This is a genomic window from Gillisia xinjiangensis (genome assembly GCF_046298265.1).
GTDB classification, from domain to species: Bacteria; Bacteroidota; Bacteroidia; order Flavobacteriales; family Flavobacteriaceae; genus Gillisia; species Gillisia xinjiangensis.
Genome location: NZ_JBKAHK010000001.1, coordinates 22,478 through 37,286, shown reverse-complemented (window position 1 = coordinate 37,286; position 14,809 = coordinate 22,478). Strand labels below are relative to the sequence as shown.

Below are 14,809 nucleotides of genomic sequence, written 5' to 3'. Positions count from 1 at the left end.
ACAGGATAAAATTTAGTGTTAATTAGTTCTTGTAAATTTTTAAAGTACTGTGAAATTTCCCTAATCTAAGAAAGCCTTTCCCCACTGCTTCTTCAGATATTTTCAGTGATTAAAGTTTATCCCCACCCTAATATTTTTAGAATTTACTTGAACTCAAATATAGTTTTAACACTTTAATTATTTTGGTATGGCTGAATTTTTACACTTTTCAAAGGGGAAATTCCTGAATTTCACCCTCACATTTATTGGCTTCTTTTTCTTCCTGGCAACGGGCTGGGGGCAGACGGTAACCTCTGACAAAGAAGATTATGCGCCAGGGGAAACTGCAATAATTACTGGTACCGGTTGGGCTGGTGATACAATTGTAAATGTCCATTTTAATGAAACTCCAGAAGTGCAGGATTTTCACGAATGGCATGATACTCCAGTGGATTCAAATGGGAATTTTGTTATTAATTTTCCCATTTTAGAAAAGCACTTAGGAGTTGCTTTTGAGGTGGAGGTTGTGGGAACAACAACTGGGAGAATTGCGTATGCTTATTTTACGGATGGAATTGATGCAATAAGCATTCTTTCTCCATTGACCGCCAACCCAACAGAAATTACATCCCTCCCAAATTCAGTAGTAGTAAATTTTAATTACAGCACTACACAGGCTAATCAAAATGGGACTGCTACAGTAATAGCTCGTAATGGAACTACTGAATATACTAATATTAAAACTATTCAGGCCCATCAGAATCAAATCCCAAGAAATGACCAAATTTCAGTTCAAATTCCTTCTAACGCTCCGCAAGGGTCATATGATGTAGAGCTTATTTTAAATCAACAACAGGGATCTGGCCCAGCAACAAAGACTGTTACGGAGGAGGACGCAATATTAGTGAATTTATGTACAGCTCCTTCTATTGTTTCGCAGCCTTTAAGCGAAACTGTCACTTATGGTGAAAACGCCATTTTTTCCGTTAATGCTTCTGGAGTAGGAAATTACCAATGGCAAGAAGGTGTAGGTAGTCCAATTGTTTGGTCTAATATTTCAGATGAAGGAGTTTATTCTGGTGCCACTACTTCAACGCTTACATTAACTAAGCCAGGAGTTGCATTGAATGGTAGGAAGTATAGAATAGTTCTATTTGCATGCACGCCTATTCAAACGACCCCAAGTAATGGAAATGCTACTTTGACGGTAGACAAAAAAGACATAACTGGTTCATTCACTGCAGCAAACAAAACCTATGATGGAACAACAGGTGCAACAGTTCTGTCAAGATCATTGACTGATGTTGTTGGCAGTGATGCTGTTTCATTGACGGGTGGTACAGCTACTTTTGCAGATGCCAATGCAGGTACAGGTAAAGTCGTTTCTTTAACAGGTGCTTCTTTGTCTGGTGATGATGCCGGGAATTATAATTTGGTTAGTGTGGCGGATGCGGATGCTAATATCAATAAAGCTGATGCTACGGTAACTGTTGCAGGTACTACTGTTACTTATGACGGCAATCCTCACGGCGCAAGCGGAACAGCAGTTGGAGTAAATGATGAAGCATTGGCAGGACTAGATCTTGGTGCAAGCTTCACCAATGTACCAGGTGGAACAGCCAACTGGACTTTCACTGATGTAACCGGTAACTACGAAGACGAATCAGGATCTGTAGAGATCGTGATCAATAAAGCAGATGCTACGGTAACTGTTGCAGGTACTACTGTTACTTATGACGGCAATCCTCACGGCGCAAGCGGAACAGCAGTTGGAGTAAATGATGAAGCATTGGCAGGACTAGATCTTGGTGCAAGCTTCACCAATGTACCAGGTGGAACAGCCAACTGGACTTTCACTGATGTAACCGGTAACTACGAAGACGAATCAGGATCTGTAGAGATCGTGATTGGAAAAGCCGATGCAACGATAGTTGTAAATGGATATAATGATATCTATGACGGCGCAGCTCACGGCGCAAGCGGAACAGCAGTTGGAGTAAATGATGAGCCATTGGCAGGACTTGACCTTGGTGCGAGCTTTACCAATGTTGGTTCGCATACCGCCAACTGGACCTTCACTGATGCAACCGGAAATTATAACGATGACTCAGGATCTGTAGAGATCGTGATTGGAAAAGCCGATGCAACGATAGTTGTAAATGGATATAATGATATCTATGACGGCGCAGCTCACGGCGCAAGCGGAACAGCAGTTGGAGTAAATGATGAGCCATTGGCAGGACTTGACCTTGGTGCGAGCTTTACCAATGTTGGTTCGCATACCGCCAACTGGACCTTTACTGATGTTACCGGAAACTATAATAATGACTCAGGAACTGCAGCAATCGTGATCTCTCAACGTCCAATAACAATCACTCCAGTTGCCAACCAATCAAAATTCTGCGGTCAGGATGATGAAACTTTTGATTACACATCGAGCGAAACATTAATCGCTGATAATTCATTTTCTGGTTCCTTAAGTAGAGTTACAGGTGAAGAAGTTGGTTTTTATTCCTATTTAATTGGAGATTTAAGTGCAGGAAACAACTACACTTTGACTTTGGGAGGATCAGAGAAATTTGAAATAAAAGGAGTTACCATCGATGCCAGTGCGAGCAGTAATCCGGTTGCCATAGGCTCTGCAGCTACTCTAAGAGCGACAGTACTCGATCAAAATGAAGTTCCGGTTGAAGGAGTGTTGGTGTACTTTTACTTCGATAATGAATTAACTACCTCCAAATTCGCAAAGACTGATGCAAATGGTGTTGCTACATTAGAAAATGTATCTGTTCCAGATGTAAAAGTATACAAAGTAACTGCTGTTGCCGGGGAAGGATGTTCTGATTCAGTCGCCTACCTGCCGGTTTATGATCCAACTGCCGGATTTGTAACAGGTGGGGGATGGATCTGGTCACCCAAAAATGCATTAGCCGGAGAAGGAAACGAAAATGTGGAAGGTAAAGCGAATTTCGGATTTGTGGCTAAGTATAAGAAAGGAAAGACAGCTACTAATGAAGTGGATGGAAATACTGAATTCCAATTCAAGGCAGGTGATCTTAACTTTAAGAGTCAGCTTCATGAATCAGGTTCACTCGTGATTTCCGGTGGTAAAGCTACTTATCGAGGAGAGGGAACTATTAATGGATCAGGTACTTATAAATTCACCCTGGTGGCTATTGATGGCGACTGGAATAAAGGAACAGGTCCTGACAAATTCCGTATCAAAATTTGGGGTAATAACGGAATTATATATGACAACGGTTTGGGAGCCGATGATAATTCCAATGATGCTACAGAATTGGGCGGTGGCTCCATTGTAATTCACGAAATTAAAGGTGGAGGCAACAACAAAACTTCCGAAGTAAATGAAAAACCAACTATAGCTGTAAGTGAAGAAGAATTGATACAAATGGATATCCTTGGTAACCTGGCAATGGCGCCGAACCCGGTGAGAACCGATGCCAAAGTAAGGTTCAGCCTTATTGAAGATGCCGGTATTGTGGTGAGGGTATTTGACTTCAACGGAAGAGAAGTTGGGAAGCTTTTCTCCGGAACAGTTAAAGCAAACCAGGTTTATGAAGCCGACTTCCAAAGAAAAAATTTGATGAGTGGGGTATATCTAATAAAGCTAACCACAGATCGTGGCCACTCTTATAATAAACAAATAATCATAGAATAATTAAGTAGCCAACCAATCTAAAAGCAAAAGCTTCGGGGAAACCCGGAGCTTTTGTTATTTAAAGAATGAAATTCAAACAAAATTAAATGTCCGTACTTTTTGCAGTTTTCACTGTAAAATCTTATTATGGATCTTAAAATTCGGTTTAAGTTCCATTATTAGATTTTTAGAGGTTGGAATCCAATTATCTGGAAATGATGTCTTTAATTATAATCTCGGCATGTATCCTGGAATTTTCAATAAACCACTTATGGGTTTCCATACCGCCGCAAATAACCCCTGCGAGATAAATCCCGGGAACATTGGTTTCCATGGATTCTTTATTATATTCCGGAATATGTTTTTCGTCTTTGGATATATTGATCCCAATATTTTTCAGAAAATCAAAATTTGGCCTGTAGCCGGTAAGCAATAAAACAAAATCATTTTCCAGGGTTTTTTCACCTTCCGCAGTTTTGAGGATGATCTCGGTTTCTTTTATTTCGGCTATTTCTGCATCAAAATAAGCTTTTATGCTACCTTCTTCTATTCGGTTGATAATATCCGGACGAACCCAGTATTTTACACGCTGCCCAATTTCCGGAGTTCTCACAATCATAGTTACATCTCCACCTTTTCTGTAAATTTCCAGCGCTGCATCTACTGCAGAATTGCTTGCTCCAACAACAATAGTCTTTTGTTTCGCGTAGTAATGAGGGTCATTATAATAGTGGTTTACTTTTGGCAGATCTTCCCCCGGAATACCAAGATAATTTGGGATATCATAAAATCCGGTGGCGATTATTACGTTTTTGGAGGTATAATTCCCTTTGGAGGTTTTTATGTTGTGGATGGATTTATCTTTACTGTCTACTGAAATCACCTTTTCAAATAAATTAATATCCAATTCGTTGGAAACCGCAATCCTTCGGTAATATTCGAGCGCTTCAGCCTTCCGTGGCTTCGGATTATTGCTTATAAATGGAATATTATCCAGCTCAAGTTTTTCTGAAGTAGAGAAAAAGGTCATATTGGCGGGGTAGTGGTAAAGGGAATTCACCAAACAGCCCTTTTCCAGGATAAGGTAAGAGAGGTTGTGTTTTTTGGCTTCGAGTCCACAGGCAATGCCAATAGGACCACCACCAATAATTATTAAATCGTAGGTTTTATTATGAGTTTGCAATATTTTTAAGTCCTTTAATTGTTTCTATCTGGTTTTCTGCTTTGAAGACGTAACTCCCGGCAACCAATACGTCTGCGCCAGCTTCTACAAGCTTTGCAGCATTTTTATCGGTTACGCCTCCATCAATTTCAATAAGGGTGTCAGCATTATTGTTAATGATGATTTCCTTTAGTCGCTGAACTTTGGTGTAGGTGTGTTCAATAAAACTTTGTCCGCCAAAACCGGGGTTTACGCTCATAACACAAACTAAGTCGATATCTTTTATCACATCTTTCAATAAATCTACGTTTGTATGCGGATTTACAGCAACGCCAGCTCTCATTCCTTCAGCCTTTATCGCCTGGAGGGTTCGGTGTAAATGAGGGCAGGCCTCATAATGCACAGTGAGAATATTGGCTCCCAAATCGGCAAAATCCTTGATGTACCTGTCTGGATCAATAATCATTAAGTGCACATCGATGGTTTTTTTGGCATGTTTGGCAATTGCTTTTAGAACCGGCATTCCGAAGGAAATGTTAGGTACAAAAACACCATCCATGATATCGATATGAAACCAGTCGGCTTCACTTTTATTGATCATTTCCAGGTCGCGTTGAAGATTGGCGAAATCGGCAGCCAGAACCGAAGGGGCAATAAGTTTTGTGCTCATAATTAAAGAATAAATATTTTAGGCACAAAAATAAGAAGAAAAAAAGGTTATACGTTTTTAACTAACGATAAATGCCTTCAGCATATTTTTTACTGCCTTTTGAGTAGATTCCTCCAGCACTTCCATTTGCTTCATGTAGCATTCCATTTTTTCGGGATCATAATGTTCTCTGGCAGCAATAAAATCGGCCTTATATCCATCATAAGCTTTTTTATGAATTTCCTTTCCAAATATCTGAAGTACATCAATATGCCTGGAATCCTGTTTAATAGACTCAAATAAGTCTTTTATAACACTTTCTTCTCCCTCTATAATCTGAAAAAAATTTCCTTCTGAATAAAGCAGGATGCCAGTGAGGTCGTGACCGTTGTTCCAGGCGACACTTTCCTCTAAAATATTTTTGATTTCCGAATCTTTTAAATCTTTTGAAGCTGTACTCACATAAACAATAGCATATCTCATTTGAAATTGGGTCTTAAAAATAGTTGAATTTGAAATTATTCCATTTTTTTGTAAGAATGTAATAATGATATATTAAAGTTCCCAAAAAAATGACTTTGTAATTTCAAAGCACAAAAAAACCCCGGTCATCACTCCGGGGTTCATTCATCAATCAAAAAACGAACAGTTAAATCACGAAATAAATCGCGATCATACTGTTGTCATCTTATATATTATCCTAAGTAAGTTTTCAAGATCTTACTTCTGGAAGTATGCTTTAATCTTCGTATCGCTTTTTCTTTAATCTGGCGAACACGTTCCCTGGTTAGGTCAAAAGTCTCTCCAATTTCTTCCAAGGTCATTGGGTGTTGATCTCCTAAACCAAAGTAAAGGCGAATAACATCTGCTTCACGTGGAGTAAGGGTTTCCAAAGCTCGTTCTATCTCTGTTCTTAAAGATTCGTGCAGCAATTCCCTGTCTGGATTTGGTGACTCCCCGGAACGTAAAACGTCATATAGATTTGAATCTTCACCTTCAACCAATGGCGCATCCATAGATACGTGACGCCCGGAATTTTTCATGGATTCCTTAACATCATTGATGGTCATGTCAAGTTCTTTGGCTATCTCTTCTGCACTTGGCGGACGTTCGTGAGATTGCTCAAGAAAAGCGAATGTTTTATTGATTTTGTTGATTGAACCAATTTTGTTCAATGGTAGACGCACAATTCGGGATTGCTCGGCAAGTGCCTGCAAAATAGATTGACGGATCCACCAAACGGCGTAGGATATAAATTTAAAACCACGGGTTTCATCAAAACGCTTTGCGGCTTTAATCAATCCTAAGTTTCCTTCGTTAATAAGATCGGGAAGTGTTAATCCCTGATTTTGATATTGCTTTGCAACAGAAACCACAAAACGTAAATTCGCTTTGGTTAATTTTTCCAAAGCGCGGTCATCTCCCGCTTTAATTTTTTGTGCTAATTCCACCTCTTCATCGGCGGTAATTAGGTCTACTTTACCAATTTCTTGCAAATACTTATCTAGCGAAGCGGTTTCACGATTTGTAACCTGCTTCGTAATTTTAAGTTGTCTCATCTATCTTCTCCCTGGATTTTTAATTATGAATAGCTCTTGTATTTAATTATACGCAAAGAGTTCATAAAATGTTACAACTGCTTTGATATATTTTTTTGGCAGTAATTTCCGGAGTGTTGAATGTTATGATTTTTACGGTAAGTTCCAGCTCGTACAGGCCCTATGAGTAAAGCTTTAAAAATCAAAGTTTATATATTGGAATTCATAAAAAAATCCCCTGAAAAATATTTTTCAGGGGATTTTTAAAATTATAAGAGTTAGAAACTAGTCGTTTCTGTTTTCTCTTGGTTTTCTGTCATCACGACCTCTATTGTCTCTGGAACCACGATTGTCACGACCTCTGTCATCACGTGGTGGTCTAGCAACAAATCCTTCCGGCTTTGGAAGTAATGCTTTTCTGGAAACTTTTTGCTTCCGTGTTTTAGGATCAATTCCGAAGTATTTCACTTCAAAAACATCTCCCATATTCACCACATCGCTTACATTTTCCGTACGTTCCCATGCTAATTCAGATACGTGAAGCAATACTTCATTACCCGGAGCAACAAGGAATTCTACTACTGCACCAAAATCAAGCATTTTTATAACCTTCACTTCATAAGTCTCACCAACTGCCGGCTTGAACATTAAAGATTCGATTCTTGCCAATACGCTGTCTATACCTTCCTGGCTTGTTCCAAGGATCTCAACAACACCTTTTTCGTCTACTTCGTTTATAACGATTGTAGTTCCAGATGTTTTTTGCATTTCCTGAATCACTTTTCCTCCTGGCCCGATAAGTGCACCAATGAATTCCTGTGGAATTATTTTGGTAACTATTTTTGGAGCGTGAGCTTTTACGTCCTCGTTAGGAGCAGAAATGGTTTCAGTTAATTTTTCAAGAATATGCAATCTTCCTGCACGTGCTTGTTTCAGGGCTTTAACCAAAATTTCGTATGGTAAGCCTTTAACTTTAATATCCATCTGGCAGGCAGTAATACCATCTTCAGTCCCGGTTACTTTAAAGTCCATATCTCCCAGGTGATCTTCATCACCTAGAATGTCTGAAAGTACTGCGTGGCGTTCTCCATCAGAAATCAATCCCATCGCGATCCCTGAAACCGGTTTTTTCATTTTAATACCTGCATCCATCATTGCCATTGTTCCTGCGCAAACTGTAGCCATAGAAGAGGATCCATTAGATTCCAATACTTCAGAAACAATTCTTATAGTATATGGGCAATCACTAGGAACCATTCCTTTTAAAGCGCGTTGTGCAAGATTTCCGTGACCAATTTCTCTTCGGGAAGTTCCTCTTAATGGATATGCTTCTCCGGTACAAAATGGAGGGAAGTTATAGTGTAAATAGAAAGTTTCCTCCCCTTGGTAGGTAGGCTGATCTATCATATTTGCTTCTCTGGAAGTTCCCAAAGTTACGGTTGCCAATGCCTGAGTTTCCCCACGGGTGAATATAGCTGAACCATGAACAGAAGGTAAATAATCGATTTCACACCAAATTGGGCGAATTTCATCTGTTTTTCTTCCATCTAAACGAAGACCTTCAGCAAGGGTAAGTTCTCTTACCGCTTCTTTTTCAGTTTTATTGTAATAAGTTTTGATCAGGTCCTTATTTTCTGCAAGTTCCTCTTCAGAAAATAACGCCATCACTTCTTCTTTTACTGCTGAAAAAGCTTCACCGCGATCTCTTTTGCTATGACCCCCTTTTGCGATATCATATATTTTTTGATACGCAGTTTCTTTAACCTTGGCTTCAATAGTTTCATCGCTTTTTGACTCAGCATATTCTCTTACCGGTTTTTTTCCGAAAGCTTCTGCCAATCGCAATTGAGCTTCAATTTGAATCTTGATTGCTTCGTGCGCAAATTTAATGGCATCGGCCATTTCTTCTTCTGAAATTTCATCCATCTCACCTTCTACCATCATCACAGAATCTGCAGAAGCACCAATAATCATATCGATATCCGATTCCAACAACTGGCTACGGCTTGGATTGATGATAAATTCCCCGTTTATTCTACCTACACGAGCTTCAGAAATCGCACATTCAAAAGGAACATCCGATAATTGAATAGCTGCAGATGCGGCTAAACCAGCCAATGCGTCTGGCATCACTTCTTCGTCATGAGACATTAGCTGAATCATTACCTGAGTTTCGGTCTTATAATCTGATGGGAATAAAGGACGCAATACACGGTCAACAATTCTCATAGTTAAAACTTCACCGTCAGTTGGTCTGGCTTCCCGCTTAAAGAAACCACCAGGGTAGCGTCCTGCTGCTGCAAATTTCTCCCTGTAATCTACTGTTAAAGGAAAGAAATCTAATGTGCTAGGTTTGTAAGAAGAAACAACGGTACAAAGCATTACTGCATTTCCCATTCTAACCTCTACGGAGCCATGGGCTTGTTTTGCTAATTTTCCGGTTTCGAGTGAGATGCTTCTTCCATCTCCTAAATCGATAACCTCTTTAAATGTTTTTGGAATCATAAATTTTTTTCAATTCTAATATGTAAAGTTACATATTACGTTAAACAATGGTCTCCCTTTGAATAATCCATCGGGACTTGCTGTGTTGTGTAGTGGTTGTAGCAGACCAATGAAAAACTACTCTTAGCAAAGGCCAGGAGCGTTAATATTTTAAATCTAAAAAAAGGAAAATTTCCCTCTAAATATATAAAAAAAAGGGGCGTTAGAGCCCCTTTGTAATTTATTTTCTTAACCCTAATTCCTTAACGATAGCACGATATCTCAAAATATCCTTCTTCATTAAATAATCAAGTAAACTTCTTCTTTTACCTACCAGCATAACCAATGAACGTTCTGTATTATAGTCTTTTCTGTTGGTTTTCAAGTGTCCGGAAAGGTGAGAGATACGTTGTGTGAAAAGGGCAATTTGTCCTTCTGCAGATCCGGTATCATTCTTACCTTTTCCATGTTTTGCGAAAAGGTCTTGCTTTTCTTCTTTAGTTAAATACATTCCAATATTAATTTTAATGATTTTTATGTATGAACAGTTTTTCTGTCAAGCGGCAAAGATACTATATTATTATTAAAATTTATTCTGAAATTTTAAAAGTATTTTTTTTTCATACCTCGTGGGCTTGCACCGAGGTTTTTGATTAATTAAGCTTGCTGCTGGTTTTAAGTTTGATGCTTTTGTTACCTAATTGGTTGATTAAGAATGAGGTCTAAATAAAGATTGATCTTGTCTTTAAGCTCCGATCTAGGAGTTATAAAGTCCAGAAAACCGTGTTCTTTTAAAAACTCAGAAGTCTGAAAATCTTTTGGAAGGTCCTGACCTGTGGTATCTTTAACAACACGTGGCCCGGCAAACCCAATTAAAGCACCAGGTTCGGCAATATTGATATCGCCCAACATGGCAAAAGAAGCAGTAGTTCCACCGGTGGTAGGATCTGTGCTTAGGGAAATATATGGGATTTTGGCATCATCCAATTGACCAAGTTTTGCTGAAGTTTTTGCGAGCTGCATAAGCGAGAGTGCGGCTTCCATCATTCTTGCTCCGCCAGATTTTGATATGATAAGAAGCGGAATGTTATTTTTCAGGGAATAATCTGCTGCACGGGCAATTTTTTCCCCAACTACAGAACCCATGGATCCTCCTATGAATTTAAAATCCATACAAGCAATTACAAGGTCCTTTCCTTTGGATTTTCCAACTGCGGTTCGAACCGCATCTGTAAGTCCTGTTTTTTTCTGCGCGGCCACTAAACGGTCGCTATATTTTGTAGTGTCCTCAAAGTTTAGAGGATCCTTGGAGGAGATGTCTTTATCAAGCTCTTTGAATTTGTTGTCGTCAAAAAGGATCTTAAAATATTCAGCACTTCCAATCCTAACGTGATAGCCATCTTCCGGGCTAACGTAAAAATTTTTTTCCAGCTGTTCGGCATCTACAATCTTACCAGTGGGAGATTTGTACCATAATCCTTTAGGCACATCTTTTTTATCTTCGGTAGGAGTTTGGATGCCCTTTTGTGTTCTTTTAAACCAGGCCATATAGTATGTGTTTCAGCATTTAGGGTTCAAGCTTTAGCCTGAATCTGAAAAATTATTTAAAACAATAACTGCTGAAGCATAGTTGCCTCAGCAGTTATCGATTTGATTTTATAGCGTATTGATATTGTTAAGATCTTCAAACGCTTTCTTAAGACGAGCTTTGAAAGTTAATTCCCCTTCCCTTAACCAAACGCGCGGGTCGTAATATTTTTTGTTGGGAACATCACTTCCTTCAGGATTTCCTATTTGTGCTTTCACAAATTCTTTTTTGTCTCCCATGTAATCGCGAATACCTTCAAGGAATGCATATTGAAGATCGGTATCGATATTCATTTTTATAACTCCGTAGCCTATTCCTTCACGTATCTCTTCAACTGTAGATCCACTTCCTCCATGAAATACGAAGTCGATGTGGTTTTCTTCAAGTCCGTATTTTTTAGAAACAAATTCCTGAGAATTTTTCAGGATTATTGGAGTAAGTTTTACGTTACCAGGTTTATAAACCCCGTGAACGTTTCCGAAGGCAGCCGCAATGGTAAATTGATTGCTAACTTTGCTCAATTCCTCGTATGCATAAGCAACTTCTTCTGGTTGGGTGTAAAGTTTTGAATCATCTACATCGCTATTGTCAACACCATCTTCTTCTCCACCGGTAATCCCTAATTCTATCTCCAGGGTCATCCCCATTTTGCTCATGCGCTCAAGATACCTTTTACAGATATCCATATTTTCCTCCAAAGATTCTTCAGAAAGATCTATCATGTGAGAACTGTAAAGGGGTATTCCGTGTTCTTTGTAGTGTTTTTCACCGGCATCCAGAAGTCCGTCGATCCAGGGTAATAATTTTTTGGCACAATGGTCTGTATGAAGAATTACAGTAGCACCATATAGTTTTGCGAGTTCATGAATATGTTTAGCTCCTGCAACGCCACCGGCGATGGCAGCTTGTTGATTTTCGTTGGATAAACCTTTTCCTGCATTAAACTGAGCTCCACCATTTGAAAACTGAATAATAACCGGAGCGTTTAATTCTGCAGCAGTTTCAAGTACAGCATTCATAGTATTTGATCCTGTGACGTTCACTGCCGGCAGTGCAAACCCCTTCTTTTTTGCATAAGCAAATATTTCCTGTACTTCTTTCCCTGTAGCTACTCCGGGCTTAATATTGTGACTCATAATAAATGTTTTTCAAATTAGGTTTACAAAAATAAGAAAATAAGTTCAGTTAAAAGGGATAATTGATGCCTACGTTGTATACAGCATTTGCGAAATTGTAGTTTTTGAACCATCTTTCCTCCATGGGTAGGGAGGGGTCATAGGTTTTAAAACCAGCATCAAAACGCAGCACGAAAAAATTAAAATCATAACGCAATCCCATCCCGGAACCTACAGCGATATCTTTTAAATCGGCAAGGGAAGTAAAAGTTGCGGCTTCGTCTTCCACAATGTCCAGGACATTCCAAATATTTCCGGCGTCTATAAAGATTGCAGAATTTAATGCACCAATTAAATTAAAACGGTATTCTGCATTAAAGGCCAGTTTCATATTGGCTTCGTTAAATTCATTTCGGCCTCCACTGCTTCCCGGGCCAAGATCGTAGGCTTGCCAGGCTCTGTTATCATTAGGTCCACCTGCAAAAAAGCTACGAATAAAAGGGATACTGTTTGCATTTCCGTAAGGTATGGCAGCCCCGCCAAATGCCCGAATGGCGAAAATATTCTTGTTACCCCAATCCCAATGCTTTATATAGTCCAGTTCTGTTTTAACATATTGAGAATAATTTACGCCAAAAATGCTATAATTTCCCTGATCATTTTTTTTCAGACCTGCTAAACTTGATACTGCCGCAAGAAAATTTCCTGCAGCCTCCATCTTGAACCTGAAACGGGAAAAATCATTATCGTATAAATTCTCCTTATTATTTATAAGATAGGTGAAATTGGATGCGAAAATAAGGTTGTTTTCTGTTAACCGGTTTTTTCGTTCACTAATGTTGTTTACCTCCTGTGATTGGGTTAGCGATAATCCTGAAGTTTGAGGATCTCCGGTGGTTACATCTCTTATAAAATTTTCAGCTCCACCTGGTATTATAAGGCGTCCTTCACCATCCAGATAAGTTGGGCTTGTTACCACTTCTGGTGATTGTACGATCTCATTTAAATTGGAATAGGAATTCCGGTAGACATTGAAGTAATTATCGGTATTTAAATTACGTACGTATTGAACATTCAATAAGTCCAATCGCTTGGAAATACTTCTGGAAGGCGTCCATCTGTAATTAAGTATAGTATTGAGGTTTTGCTTGTCGAGGCCGATGTTATTCTGGGCGCTAACTCCCAGGCTAAGAGAAGTAAAGGGCGACATGAATTTCGGAATAAATTTTTCGGTATTAAAAGGAAGAAATATCCTTGGGAAAGTAAGTTTTATATCGGCCCCAAGTTCAGAGATATTAAAAAACCGGTCGTTAGAACTTCCCCGTGCAGCATCTGATGAAGAGCCTATACTTCCCCTGCCTGAGATTTCAAAATTTTCGGCGCCTTTAAAAATGTTTCGAATTAGTAATGATCCACCAAACCCCACTCCAAATTCCTGAATATTGCTTTGTGAAATATCAAAATCAAAACCGAGGGAATATTTTTGTTGCGGGGTCAAAAATATGTTTGCAACAAGATCTGTATTTGTGCTATCGGCAGGATCCGGAGTGTATTCTATACTTGGATATTTAAAAACGCGCAGGGAACTCATTCGGTTATAAGTTCTGGTTCTGTCGGTATCTTTAAAAATTTCTCCCGGCCTGATAAAAATTGCATCTGTAATAGCTCGTGGTTTATACTCCAGTTTATCGAAACTATAGATGTTATAGCCCTTGTATTGTACACTATCTGTAACAGGTTTATATCTGTTGTCAAAAGTATAATCGGTGAAGACATTCACCTGGCTTATTTTATGAATCTTAAAGGGAACCCTGGCAGTAGAATCGCCTTGGTCAACCTGCCTATTATTGACGATTACCGTGGTGTTCACTTTGTAATTCGTATCTATAGTATCTGCCTCAAAACTGATATATTCCTGATCGAAATAGTAAACGCCGTTATTCCGGAATATGCGTGTGAGCCTGTCCCGTTCGGCATTGTAATCCAGTGTCCTGTACTGTATTCCACTTTTAATAATCGATTCATTTTTATAGGCATCGTAAAGGGAGTCTATTACCAGGGAGGGAATCCGTTTTCGAATGGAATCTACTATATAAGGCTTATGGGAAGTGACAAAATAATCTACTTTACCTTTTCTGTTTTCCAGCGGCTCTATTTCATAGGAGGTTTCTGCATTAAACCAACCATTATTAAAGTACCAGGCTTTTAAACGGTTTACAGATTTTTTGGTAAGTTCCTGCTCTATAATTACAGGTGCTTCTCCCGCCTTTTTAATTCCTTCATTTATTTTTACGTAGGATTGGCCTAATTTCACTACCTGTTTTCTGGAGTAAATATTGATTAATCGCTGTTCCCGGTTAGGCTTTTTGTGCAGCCAATTTTGAAAAGTTGAATCGGGATAAGGTTTTGCCAGGTTGTAGATATGCAATTGAATGGGTACTCCAAGCAGTTTGGCGTTAGGTTTTTGATATAACTGATTGTAAATACGGACTTCCTTTAGTTTTTCGCCATTCACAAAAATAGTGTTCTCCTTTAGGAGTAATTCATCGCTTTGAACCCGCTTTATCGCATTACAAGAGATAAATAGTATAAAGGTTAAAATAATAAACGATATTTTTGCGAGAAGGTGTTTCAAT

10 protein-coding genes are annotated in these 14,809 nt (G+C 38.9%); 1 reads left to right on the top strand and 9 read right to left on the bottom strand.

Annotated elements, in window-relative coordinates; genetic code table 11:
- Positions 1–187 precede the first annotated feature (187 nt).
- Complete coding sequence (locus ACKGJN_RS00105) at positions 188–3,658, top strand: YDG domain-containing protein (protein ID WP_409537390.1); 3,471 nt, start codon at positions 188–190, stop codon at positions 3,656–3,658.
- Between the two features lie 184 nt (positions 3,659–3,842).
- On the opposite strand, the gene ACKGJN_RS00100 is transcribed toward ACKGJN_RS00105, so the two are convergent.
- The 9 genes from ACKGJN_RS00100 to tamL all read right to left on the bottom strand — a co-directional run bounded on the left by ACKGJN_RS00100 (position 3,843) and on the right by tamL (position 14,808).
- The gene (locus tag ACKGJN_RS00100) at positions 3,843–4,820 is read right to left on the bottom strand and encodes a YpdA family putative bacillithiol disulfide reductase (protein WP_409537389.1); all 978 of its coding nucleotides are present in this window, start codon (positions 4,818–4,820) and stop codon (positions 3,843–3,845) included.
- Positions 4,807–5,469, bottom strand: coding sequence for a ribulose-phosphate 3-epimerase (gene rpe / locus ACKGJN_RS00095; protein ID WP_409537388.1), 663 nt, complete (start codon positions 5,467–5,469; stop codon positions 4,807–4,809). The genes ACKGJN_RS00100 and rpe overlap by 14 nt, the downstream gene beginning before the upstream one ends.
- Before the next feature lie 57 nt (positions 5,470–5,526).
- Positions 5,527–5,931, bottom strand: coding sequence for a BLUF domain-containing protein (locus ACKGJN_RS00090; RefSeq protein WP_409537387.1), 405 nt, complete (start codon positions 5,929–5,931; stop codon positions 5,527–5,529).
- Between the two features lie 212 nt (positions 5,932–6,143).
- On the bottom strand, positions 6,144–7,007 hold the full coding sequence (locus ACKGJN_RS00085; protein ID WP_006988323.1) for a sigma-70 family RNA polymerase sigma factor: 864 nt from the start codon (positions 7,005–7,007) through the stop codon (positions 6,144–6,146).
- A gap of 264 nt (positions 7,008–7,271) precedes the next feature.
- The gene (locus ACKGJN_RS00080) at positions 7,272–9,491 is read right to left on the bottom strand and encodes a polyribonucleotide nucleotidyltransferase (RefSeq protein ID WP_409537386.1); all 2,220 of its coding nucleotides are present in this window, start codon (positions 9,489–9,491) and stop codon (positions 7,272–7,274) included.
- A 220-nt stretch (positions 9,492–9,711) separates the two neighbouring features.
- Positions 9,712–9,981 (bottom strand): 30S ribosomal protein S15, encoded by a 270-nt coding sequence (gene rpsO / locus ACKGJN_RS00075; protein ID WP_409537385.1) that lies wholly within the window; start codon positions 9,979–9,981, stop codon positions 9,712–9,714.
- A 182-nt stretch (positions 9,982–10,163) separates the two neighbouring features.
- The gene (gene accD / locus ACKGJN_RS00070) at positions 10,164–11,018 is read right to left on the bottom strand and encodes an acetyl-CoA carboxylase, carboxyltransferase subunit beta (protein WP_409537384.1); all 855 of its coding nucleotides are present in this window, start codon (positions 11,016–11,018) and stop codon (positions 10,164–10,166) included.
- Positions 11,019–11,126: 108 nt separating this feature from the next.
- Positions 11,127–12,194 carry a class II fructose-bisphosphate aldolase gene (fbaA, locus tag ACKGJN_RS00065; protein WP_409537383.1) on the bottom strand — a complete coding sequence of 356 codons (1,068 nt, stop codon included), beginning with the start codon at positions 12,192–12,194 and terminating at the stop codon, positions 11,127–11,129.
- Positions 12,195–12,243: 49 nt separating this feature from the next.
- The gene (gene tamL / locus ACKGJN_RS00060; RefSeq protein ID WP_409537382.1) at positions 12,244–14,808 is read right to left on the bottom strand and encodes a translocation and assembly module lipoprotein TamL; all 2,565 of its coding nucleotides are present in this window, start codon (positions 14,806–14,808) and stop codon (positions 12,244–12,246) included.
- Position 14,809 lies beyond the last annotated feature (1 nt).

Coding starts and splice junctions, on each gene's coding strand:
- ACKGJN_RS00105 (WP_409537390.1), top strand. CDS start 188: ATGGCTGAATTTTTACACTTTTCAAAGGGGAAATTCCTGAATTTCACC.
- rpe (WP_409537388.1), bottom strand. CDS start 5,469: ATGAGCACAAAACTTATTGCCCCTTCGGTTCTGGCTGCCGATTTCGCC.
- ACKGJN_RS00090 (WP_409537387.1), bottom strand. CDS start 5,931: ATGAGATATGCTATTGTTTATGTGAGTACAGCTTCAAAAGATTTAAAA.
- ACKGJN_RS00085 (WP_006988323.1), bottom strand. CDS start 7,007: ATGAGACAACTTAAAATTACGAAGCAGGTTACAAATCGTGAAACCGCT.
- ACKGJN_RS00080 (WP_409537386.1), bottom strand. CDS start 9,491: ATGATTCCAAAAACATTTAAAGAGGTTATCGATTTAGGAGATGGAAGA.
- rpsO (WP_409537385.1), bottom strand. CDS start 9,981: ATGTATTTAACTAAAGAAGAAAAGCAAGACCTTTTCGCAAAACATGGA.
- accD (WP_409537384.1), bottom strand. CDS start 11,018: ATGGCCTGGTTTAAAAGAACACAAAAGGGCATCCAAACTCCTACCGAA.
- fbaA (WP_409537383.1), bottom strand. CDS start 12,194: ATGAGTCACAATATTAAGCCCGGAGTAGCTACAGGGAAAGAAGTACAG.